This is a genomic window from Bacteroidota bacterium (assembly GCA_034723125.1).
Lineage (GTDB): Bacteria > Bacteroidota > Bacteroidia > CAILMK01 > JAAYUY01 > JAYEOP01.
This window is the reverse complement of sequence record JAYEOP010000392.1, coordinates 1-10,085: the sequence shown is the minus strand read 5'-3', so window position 1 is coordinate 10,085 and position 10,085 is coordinate 1. Positions and strand designations below refer to the sequence as shown.

The following is a 10,085-nucleotide window of genomic DNA, read 5'->3' as shown; positions in this document are numbered from 1 at the left end:
ACATTTAAAAGCATTGTTAAGGTAAAGTATGTTAAGAGCAATTCGGGAATTCATAAAACTACAGGAAAAGCTTTGGTTTATTTTCGGAAAGATAGTTTAACAGCACTCTTAAAATATGGAGATATAATTTTTATAAAAAATAAAATCTCTGAAATTGAAGGTCCTAAAAATCCGGGGCAGTTTAATTATAAAAGATTTTTGTACTACAAACAAATTTATCACAGAGCTTTTCTTACTTCAAAAGATTGGGCAATTTCTTCCAAAACAAATAAAAAAAGTATTTATGCGTATATCCTTGAATTAAGGTACAAAATTGTAAAGTTGATAAGAACAAAAATACCAAATAGTGATGAAAGTTCAATCGCAAATGCTTTACTTGTAGGTTACAAAGCTGAGTTAAGTGATGACGTAAGGCAATCCTTTGCTGAAACGGGAGCAATGCATGTATTGGCAGTTTCGGGCTTACATGTGGGAATAATATTTATGGTCTTTAGTCTCTTTCTAAAATTTCTAAAAAGAGATAAATTTGGAAGAATTGTTTATTTTATAATTATTGTTTTAATACTTTGGTTTTATGCAATAATTACAGGACTTTCTCCCTCAGTTTCACGTGCTGCTACAATGTTTACCTTTGTTTTGATAGGACAAAGCATTAATAGACTTTCCAATATTTATGCTTCAATTCTTACATCATTATTGTTTTTGTTGATGATTAATCCTTTTATGATTACTCAGGTAGGCTTTCAGCTTTCTTATGCGGCAGTAATCGGAATTGTGTTTTTGCAACCAAAAATTTATTCCATTTTTACTCCAAGATTTTGGTTGATTGATAAAATTTGGGCATTATTTGCTGTTTCTTTAGCTGCTCAAATTGCTACATTTCCTCTTGGCTTTTTTTACTTCAACCAATTTCCTGTTTACTTTTTTGTTTCAAATCTTATAGTTATTCCTGCGGCAATGATAATTATTTACACAGGTTTGGCTTTTCTAACTTTTGAAATGCTTTCTTTCACTCAAGTTTCAGATGTTATTGCCAATATTCTTGAATTTATTATTCACTGCTTGAATAAAATAATTTTGTTAATTCGGGAATTGCCCGGAGGCTTGATAAAAGAATTTTATCTTAGTGAAATTGGACTTATATTATTGTACTCTTCAATAATATTTTTACTTATTTACCTTGTCCGCAAAAAAACTGTTTTACTTATTTTTACTATTACATTTTTAATTTTATTTATGGCAAATAAAACAAATTTGAAGTATAAAAATTTGACAAATAACAGAGTTGTATTTTATTCAATTAATGATAGGAGTTTGATAGGTTTTTTTAAGGGTAAAGATGTTAGCTTTTGGGGAGATAGTATTGCACTTAATGATTATTACACTTTAAAATATAATACGTTCAGAGATCTTTGGCGTAATGGTATTAAGGAAAAGAATGTAAACAAAATTGAAATAAATTCTGATTTTAAAAACAATAATTTGCTCATAAAAAGGAATTTTATAAAATTTGGGAATAAGCGAATATTCGTAATAGATGAAAAATTTAAAATTCCGGAGTTTAAGATAAAGACGGATGTAGTAATGTTTAGAAATAATCCCTACATTGAACTAAAGAAAATTCAGGAGGATATTGAATTTGATAAAATTATTTTTGATGCTTCAAATAGTTGGTGGAAAGTAAAATATTGGATAGATGAATGTGAAAAACTTGGAATTAATTACATTGATATTAGAAATGATGAAGCACTAATTTTGGAACTTTAGAATTTTCAATTACCTGACATAAACTACAAAATGTAAAATATTGATAAACATTCTTTAATGTTAGACTTTGAAATATTTTTGTAGCTTTTAGAGATTATTGATGAATTGCAGAAATTTAAATAAAATTCTTTTTAACAAATAATTTCTTCATTTGAAAATAGAAAACGGAAATTTGCTAAATAAATAAAAGCGATTGAAATATGTATAGAGACCATAATTGTGGAGAGTTGAGAATCGAAAATGTAGGTAAACAAGTTAAATTGAGTGGCTGGGTTCAAAAATCACGCGATTTGGGAGGGATGACTTTCATTGATTTAAGAGACAGGTATGGAATTACTCAGCTAATATTTAATTTGGAAAAGGATTCTGAATTATGTTTGAACTCAAGAAAATTGGGTAGAGAATTTGTGATTACTGTAGATGGAATTGTAAATGAAAGAAGTAACAAAAATAAAAAAATACCTACAGGAGAAATTGAAATAGACGTTAATAAATTAGAAATTTTAAACGAATCTTTAGTTCCGCCTTTTACCATTGAAGATAAAACAGATGGGGGGGAAGACCTTAGAATGAAATTCAGGTATCTTGATATTAGAAGAAATCCTGTGAAAGACAATTTAATTCTGAGACATAAAATGTCAATAGAAATAAGAAATTACTTAAACTCATTAGGTTTTATTGAGGTGGAAACACCAGCATTAATAAAATCAACTCCTGAAGGAGCTCGTGATTTTTTAGTGCCTTCACGATTAAGTCAAGGTACTTTTTATGCTTTGCCACAATCACCACAAACGTTTAAGCAACTTTTAATGATTGGTGGTTTGGATAAATATTATCAAATTGTTAAATGTTTTAGAGATGAAGATTTTAGAGCTGACAGACAACCGGAATTTACTCAAATAGACTGTGAAATGTCTTTTGTAACCGAAGAGGATATTATAAATACTTTTGAAGGTTTAACAGCAAATTTGTTTAAAAATATTTTAAATATTGATATTAATAAATTCCCTCGCATAAAATATAGTGATGCACTAAAATATTATGGTACTGATAGTCCTGATTTTAGATTTGATATGAAATTTGTAGAACTCAATGATGTAGCACAGGGAAAAGGTTTTAAAGTGTTTGATGATTCTGAATTGATTGTTGGAATAAATGCAAAAGAATGTGCAGGATATTCAAGGAAGCAATTGGATAAACTTACAGATTTTGTAAAAACACCTCAGGTAGGAGCAAAAGGACTTGTTTATGTTAAATACAATGAAGATGGAAGTTTAAAATCATCAGTTGATAAATTTTTCACACAAGATGATTTGAAAGAATTTGCAAATAAATTTGAAGCTAAACAAGGAGATCTTTTATTAATAATTTCAGGAAATAAAAATGAAGTAAGAAAAGCATTGTCTGTACTTAGATTGGAAATGGGCGATAGACTTGAATTGAGAAAAAAAGATAATTTCTCAGCTGTTTGGGTAGTTGATTTTCCTTTATTTGAATGGGATGAGGAGAATAAAAAATACCATGCTATGCATCATCCTTTTACATCTCCAAAGGAAGAAGATTTGCATTTGTTGGAAACTAATCCTGAGAAAGTACAAGCTAAAGCATACGATTTAGTAATAAATGGTGTTGAAGTAGGTGGTGGTTCAATAAGAATTCATAACAAGGAAATTCAGCAACAAATGCTAAAAGCAATTGGCTTTTCTGATGATGAAGCAAACAAACAGTTTGGCTTTTTAATGAATGCATTTAAATATGGTGCACCTCCACATGGTGGAATTGCTTTTGGCTTTGACAGATTATGTACTTTATTCGGACAAAGCGATTCAATAAGAAATTTCATTGCTTTCCCAAAAAATAATGCAGGAAAAGACATAATGATTGATTCTCCTTCAAAAATATCTTCTAATCAACTAAATGACTTAGGGCTTAAATTATTATAGCCCCTCCCTTAAGTTGTAGGATTTATTTTTGAATATGATAAAATGAATCAATGTTGGCAATATCCTGATTACTTAATCCGTGAGATAGACAACCTTTTTTTGTGCAAATATTATAGCCAATTACCCTAGAGTTAGCAGGAACTAACAATTCTGCAACATTTGACTTACATTTATTACAACTTTTACCCTCTTTTATTAAGCTTTCATTACAATAAGGACATAATAAATCTTTAATAAGTTCACCATCTTCAATATTAATTGTTGATTTTATTGAAGGTTGATCCAAGAAAGGACTTAAAATTAAAAAACCCATTCTATTATTGTCTGTAATTAGTTTCAGGCTAACTGAATTTTTATCCGAAAGACTTTTTAAACAATGCGGACAAAATGAGTGTACATAAGTAGAATCAGGTTCTTTGAAAAGCGAAATTTTGCTTGCGGCAAAAATACGTTTTAAACTAAATTTGGGTTTTGGTTGTAATTCAAGTTCATCTTCTGCTGTATGAAGCTCGCCAATTACATTGTTATTACATCCTTTTCGGGTGCAAAAATTTACAATCCTTGCATTTGAAAGATGAAAGGATGCCATAGGAGCATGGCATCTACCACATTCAACATCTGTGGTTAAACTTTTGCCACAAACAGGACATGAAAAATCTACAATTTCATTTGTTTTGATATTAAGATCGGTTGTAAATTTTTCACTGCCATATTTTGAACTTAGCCAAATGCTACCCTTTTTTCCTTTATGTTCTATATTCATCTTGATACTTTCTTTCTTATCAAGTAGAACATTTGTATCTTTTAAAAAAGCATGGCAATGTGGACATTTAACTTGTATAAATTTTGTCATTGATACCTCCTTGATGTTTTTTGAAAAATATTTTTGTCAAATGTACTACAAAAATTGAAAATTCCCAAACTTTTGTAAAAAAAATTTATAAATAATAATATGCATAACAAGAAATAAACTAACAAACAGATAAACAGCAAGATACGCCTGATTTATGCTTGATATATTTTCTAAAATTACTTCCTATTTATTTTATTTTATTAAAAAAATTGGGTTTTTTATTATAGAAAAGTTACTTTTGAGGTAAGATTTTTTTCTTATTTTTAATAAAAATGAATTGTTGCTATGATAAATTTTAAATATTCTACACCTACAAAAGTATATTTTGGCAAAGGTGAAATTAGTAAAATAAGTGATGAAATAAAAAAATATGGAAGCAAAATTTTATTAGCGTATGGAGGTGGAAGTATAAAAAAAAATGGAATATATAATGAAGTTATTAAAATATTGAAAAATAATTCATTTGATTATGTTGAGTTATCCAATATTGAACCTAATCCTCAAATTGAAACTGTAAAACGAGGAATTGAAATTTGCCGTAAAAATAATGTTAACTTTATTCTTGCAGTAGGAGGAGGGAGTGTAATTGATTGTGCAAAAGCAGTTTCTATTGGAGTATTTTATAATGGAGATCCTTGGGATTTTTTTATGGGCAAAGTAGTTGCAAAAAATGCATTGCCAATAGGTGCTGTACTTACTATTTCTGCTACAGGATCAGAGGCGAATGCAAATTCTGTAATTTCAAATGAAAAAACAAATCAAAAATTACCTTATAAAACTGAACTGTTTATTCCTAAGTTCGCTGTTTTAGACCCCGTTTATACTTTTAGTGTAAACAAATATCAAACGGCAGCAGGTACATCTGATATTATGAGTCATTGTTTTGAACAATATTTTTCTGCTGTTGAAGATACTTTTGTTCAGGATAGGCTTACAGAGGCGATAATAAAAACTTGTATTGAATTTGGAGATACAGTTTTGCAAGAGCCTGATAATTATAATGCAAGAGCAAATATAATGTGGGCAAGCAACCTTGCTTTAAATGGATTATTAAGTTTTGGAAAAAAAGGAGATTGGGCAACTCATTTTATTGAACATATTGTAAGTGCTTATTTTGAACTTACTCATGGTGCGGGTTTAGCAATTATTACCCCACATTGGATGAGGTATATTCTTGACGAAAATACAGTTGATAAATTTGTTGCCCTTGGAAAAAATGTCTGGGAAATACAGGGAAATGACAAATTTAAAATTGCAAATAAATGCATTGATAAAATTACCGAATTTTTTAAATCACAGGGATTCCCCGAACATTTAAGCGAAGTAGGTATTGATTTGGATAATAATCTTATTGAAAAAATAGCAGAAGGTGTTGTCATTTTTGGTGCTACAGGAAATATTAAACTTTTAAAAAAAGAGGACGTGATAAATATTTTAAATGCTGCGAAATAAGTTAGCGATAAAAAAAATAAGGTTCTATGTTGATTTGAGTGGGGGGGGGGATATTAAAGCCAAAGATTCACAGATTAAAATTAATTTACATGCATTATTCTAATAAGATATATGCAGAGCGATCATAAACTGCGTTTTGCTATACTGTGTAAACAATTAATATTCAATACGCTAAATGTAGTACCAAAGCTCAAATTATGACCAGTCGAAGTATATGTTAGCACACAGAATTATTATGCGAAACTTGAGTAATAAAGAAGTAAGACTATGTCTGTCGAAGACAGATTCACAGATTACAAAATTACTCTTTTTCTAATCTGTGAATCTGTGGCAAATTTGATTACCCACTCAAATCAACATAGAACCAAAATAAAGACAATAGAACATCCCGTAATACTTTAAAATAAAATTCACAATAAATATTATTAAAATAATTTTTAAAGATTTAAATAAATCACTTAATTTTGATACATTAATTATTTGTTAATTAAAATTATTAAAAATGAAAAGCAATACTTTTATTTTTACGATAGGGCTAATTTTAGCACTTTCTTTCAGCTCTTTTTCTCAGGAAAAACTGCTTACTATGGATGATGTAACTTCAAATTATCTCCTTTATCCACATTATTACAGGATAATTAAGGAAATGAAACAGCTACAATGGCAAGAAGGAGAGGATGCCTATACTTTTATAAAAGACGATATTTTATATCAAGGAAAAGTAAAAAAAGATAAGCACAAAGATATTCTTGACCTTGAAAAAATAAATAAGGGTCTTGAAAAATTAGAAAAAACAAAACTGAAAAAATTTCCTTACATACACTGGATTTCAGAGAATGAATTCAGGTTTCAGCTTGAGGATGAAATTTTAATTTATAACCTTAAAAGCAATAATATTACTGTAGGAAATTGCTGTGACACTAAAGGTAAAAATAGTGATTTTTGCAAGGCAAACTTTGCTATAGCCTATACGGTTGCTAACAATTTATATATTTCTGAAGCTAATGAAAAAGGATATAAAGTTACTGATGATGAGACTTTTGTTGATGGGCAATCTGTTCACAGGCGTGAGTTTGGAATTACAAAAGGAACATTTTGGTCACCTAATGGTCATTACCTTGCATTCTACAGAAAAGATGAAAATATGGTTTCCGATTATCCAATTATTAATTTTGACAAAAGAGTTGCGGAAAATAAAACAGTGAAATATCCTATGGCAGGGATGAAAAGTGAAGAGGTACAACTTGGAATTTATAGTTTGAAGGATAAGAAAACGATTTATTTAAAAACAAAAGGAGATAAAGAAAAATACCTTACAAATATAACATGGGGACCCAATGAAAACTTTATTTACATTGCTGAATTGAACAGGGATCAAAACCATTTAAAGCTCAATAAATATGATGCAAAAACAGGAGAACTTGTAAAAACTCTTTTTGAAGAAAAAAGTAAAAAGTATGTTGAACCCGAGCATGGATTGTATTTCTTAAAAACAAAAGCTGATCAATTTATTTGGTTTAGCGAAAGAAGTAATTATAACCATTTATACCTTTACAATACTGATGGAGAAATGATTGAGCAAATTACTGAAGGAGAATATGATATCCTTGAATTTGTCGGTTTTGATGAAACAGAAGAAAATATAATTTATAAAGCTGTTGATGAATATTATTCTTTACAAAAACACATTTATTCAATTAATCTAAAAACAATGAGGGTTATTAAGTTAACCATGGATGAAGGTGTGCATACTTGTCAATTAAGTTATAACGGAAAGTATTTGTTAGATATTTATAGTAGCTCAACTGTTGCTCACAAAATAAATCTTGTGGATATTAATGGTATGTTAATCAGAACGATTTATAATAATTACAATCCATTAAAAGATTACAAACTTGGAAATATAACTTCCGGAAAAATAAAAGCTGATGACGGAGTAAATTTGTACTACAGGATGATAAAACCTATTGATTTTGATGCAACTAAAAAATATCCTGTTATTGTTTATGTTTATGGAGGACCTCATGCTCAAATGATTGAAAATAGTTGGGGATACGGAGCATCTATTTGGTTGAGATATATGGCACAAAAAGGTTACATAGTTTTTACCCTTGATAATCACGGTTCACCAAACAGAGGACTGGCTTTTGAACAAAAAGTTTTTCGCAAGTTGGGTAATCATGAAATAGCAGATCAAATGAAAGGCATTGAATTTCTTAAAACAAAATCTTTTGTTGATGCTGATAGAATTGGAGTTCATGGATGGAGTTATGGTGGATACATGACTATTTCTCTTATGTTAAAGCAAGCTGATGTTTTTAAAGTTGGAGTTGCAGGTGCACCTGTTATCGATTGGTCATTATACGAAGTTATGTACGGAGAAAGATACATGGATACACCTGAAAAAAATCCTGAAGGTTATGAACAAGAAAATCTTCTAAATCATGTAAAAAATCTGAAAGGGGATTTATTGGTCATTCATGGTACATCAGACGAAACTGTTGTATGGCAACATACTATTCAATTTGTAAAAGCATGTATTAATGAAGGTGTTCAATTTGATTACTTTGTGTATCCGGGTCAAAAGCACGGAATTAGAGGTAAAGCACGCCATCATTTAAATACTATGATGACAAACTATTTCTTGGAAAATTTATAAAAACTCACACTAATAAAAAAAACCATATTTCTGAAAAATAAGGGATATGGTTTTTTTTGTGCATAAATTTAAATTTAAAAATATTTTTTTGATTGTAGTTTTGATGGAAATTTTTTGAAACAGTTTTATGAACTCTTACGTAAAAGGATATAAAGTTTTTCTTCAACTCGAAAAAGGATTGTCAAATAATTCAGTTGAAGCTTATATTACAGATGTTGAGAAACTTTTTCTTTTTATTGATGAAAACACTATTGGAGTAAGCATTCAAAAAATAAATAAAAAACATCTTAGAGATTTTATATTTTGGATAAATGATATTGGCTTATCTGCAAATTCACAAGCGAGAATAATGTCAGGAATTAAAAGCTTTTTCAATTATTTGATTTATGAAAAAGTAGTAAAAACAAATCCTGTTGATTTAATTGATATGCCTAAACTGGGACGAAAACTTCCTGTAGTTTTAGAATATGAAGAATTTACAAACATGATTGAAGTTATTGACCACAGCACTCCTGAAGGACAAAGGAACAGATGCATAATTGAAGTTTTGTATGGTTGTGGATTGCGTGTTTCGGAATTAGTGAATTTGAAAATGACAGGATTGTATTTTGATGAAGGTTATTTGAAAGTAATTGGAAAGGGAAATAAGGAACGGCTTGTACCATTAGGAAGCTATTCAAAAAAATATATTAAGCAGTACATTAAAGAAGTAAGAGCTCATTTGGATATTAAAAAGGAATTTAAAGAATTTGTATTTTTAAACAGAAATGGACGAAAGCTAACAAGAGTAATGATTTTTTTGATAATAAAAGACCTTAGTGCAAAAGCCGGAATAAAAAAATTGATAAGTCCTCATACTTTTCGACATTCTTTTGCAACTCATCTTGTAGAAGGAGGAGCAGATTTAAGAGCTGTTCAGGATATGCTCGGGCATGCTTCAATTACAACAACAGAAATATATACTCATTTGGATTCTAGCTATTTGAAAGAAACAATCTCTACTTTTCATCCACGATCGTAAAAAGTATTTTTTTAGAATAAAATGGTTCTATGTCAAATACTGTGGGTAATCAAATTTGATTCACAGATTACAAAATTACTCTTTTTGTAATTAGTGCTTAGTGCTTATAAGAAAACTCATTATTTGCCTAGCTGTACCCCATAAATTTCCTTAAGGGGAAACCCAACTCACTGAGTGTGATGGCATCATTTTTAGGGGACAAAGGGATGAGCGGAGGATATGCAGAATTTTTTTTTTTTTCTCAGAGGTACTAATTAATGAATTTTAACTTGAGTTTTCCACAGAAAAAAACTTAAAAAAATATATATTTAATAATCAGTTAGTTATTAGGTTTTTTTTGTGCTATAGTGTAGTGTTAACTAATAAATTTGCAACATATTGAAATAAAGT

General features: G+C 29.2%; 6 protein-coding genes. 5 read left to right on the top strand and 1 reads right to left on the bottom strand.

Going from position 1 to position 10,085, the window contains the following annotated elements; all coding sequences use genetic code 11:
* Together U9R42_10600 and aspS are read left to right on the top strand one after the other, a co-directional pair.
* On the top strand, window positions 1-1,767 hold a 1,767-nt coding region (locus tag U9R42_10600), incomplete at its 5' end, for a ComEC/Rec2 family competence protein (GenBank protein ID MEA3496473.1).
* Between the two features lie 200 nt (window positions 1,768-1,967).
* Window positions 1,968-3,710 (top strand): aspartate--tRNA ligase, encoded by a 1,743-nt coding sequence (gene aspS, locus U9R42_10595; GenBank protein MEA3496472.1) that lies wholly within the window; start codon window positions 1,968-1,970, stop codon window positions 3,708-3,710.
* A gap of 22 nt (window positions 3,711-3,732) precedes the next feature.
* Here the strand turns inward: aspS and U9R42_10590 are convergent, their stop codons facing one another.
* The gene (locus U9R42_10590; protein MEA3496471.1) at window positions 3,733-4,563 is read right to left on the bottom strand and encodes a hypothetical protein; all 831 of its coding nucleotides are present in this window, start codon (window positions 4,561-4,563) and stop codon (window positions 3,733-3,735) included.
* A gap of 285 nt (window positions 4,564-4,848) precedes the next feature.
* On the opposite strand from U9R42_10590, the gene U9R42_10585 reads away from it, so the two are divergent.
* The 3 genes from U9R42_10585 to xerD all read left to right on the top strand — a co-directional run bounded on the left by U9R42_10585 (window position 4,849) and on the right by xerD (window position 9,695).
* On the top strand, window positions 4,849-6,015 hold the full coding sequence (locus U9R42_10585) for an iron-containing alcohol dehydrogenase (protein MEA3496470.1): 1,167 nt from the start codon (window positions 4,849-4,851) through the stop codon (window positions 6,013-6,015).
* Between the two features lie 502 nt (window positions 6,016-6,517).
* The gene (locus U9R42_10580) at window positions 6,518-8,674 is read left to right on the top strand and encodes a DPP IV N-terminal domain-containing protein (GenBank protein ID MEA3496469.1); all 2,157 of its coding nucleotides are present in this window, start codon (window positions 6,518-6,520) and stop codon (window positions 8,672-8,674) included.
* A 127-nt stretch (window positions 8,675-8,801) separates the two neighbouring features.
* A complete protein-coding gene (xerD, locus tag U9R42_10575) occupies window positions 8,802-9,695 on the top strand; it encodes a site-specific tyrosine recombinase XerD (protein ID MEA3496468.1) in 894 nt (297 codons plus the stop codon).
* The last annotated feature ends 390 nt before the right edge of the window (window positions 9,696-10,085 follow it).